At 46.9% G+C, this 895-nt stretch carries 1 protein-coding gene and 1 pseudogene; both read left to right on the plus strand.

What is annotated here, in order from left to right:
- Positions 1-271, plus strand: a pseudogene (locus A3766_RS30365) (hypothetical protein); the annotation flags it as partial.
- Positions 272-323: 52 nt separating this feature from the next.
- Positions 324-895: cation:proton antiporter (locus A3766_RS04450; RefSeq protein ID WP_197479316.1), on the plus strand; the 572-nt coding region annotated here is incomplete at its 3' end.

The following is an 895-nucleotide window of genomic DNA, read 5'->3' on the forward strand; positions in this document are numbered from 1 at the left end:
AGCACGTCCAAACTCAATACCAGCCCGACTTCAAAGCCAAAAAGCCGGGAGTGCGCATTTGGAAATTGCTGACGTCTTACTCGACATCCTTATCATTCTTGTTGTCGCCAGGGTGCTTGGCGATATTTCTCGCTATTTTGGCGCACCGAGTGTTATTGGCGAACTCTGCGCTGGCATTTTGATTGGCCCGAGCTTATTCGCATGGGTAGAGGTCAACGAGATTATATTTTTCTGGGCGAAATTGGCGTCATTCTATTGCTGTTTGACGTAGGATTGGAGACTGACCTAGGGAAGCTTGTATCCTCAGGCAAAAGTCTACTGTCGTGGCGCTAGGAGGCTTTATCGCGCCCTTTCTTGGTGGCTTTGCGGCAAGTTACTGGTACTTTGAACTATCACTACTTGTATCACTGTTTATCGGCGGAACCTTAACCGCCACCAGCATTGGCATCACCATTCGAACACTTTCAGATCTTAACCGACACCAAAGCGACGAAGGACAGGTAACATTGGGCGCCGCCGTACTCGATGATATTCTCGGCGTAATACTTCTTGCCCTACTCTATGACTTCTCAGTCAACGGCAATATCGACCTTATGAGCGCCGGTAGAGTTTTCTTATTTGTCGCGATATTTTTCTGCTTGGCTCCAATTCTCGCCAAGCTGTTTTCTCGAATTATCCAAATATTAGATAAAAGAATTAACGACCCAGGATTAATTCCAACCACTATTGTCGCATTAGTATTGTTCTTTGCCTGGCTCGCTCATTTATTTGGAGCCCCGGAATTACTCGGAGGCTTTGCCGCCGGACTAGCTTTATCGCTCCGCTTCTTTTTACCTTTCGGCATAGCGCTACATAGTTCACCCAAGTTCTCCCACAAGAATGATGAAGACCAATC

This window comes from Oleiphilus sp. HI0132 (assembly GCF_001635845.1).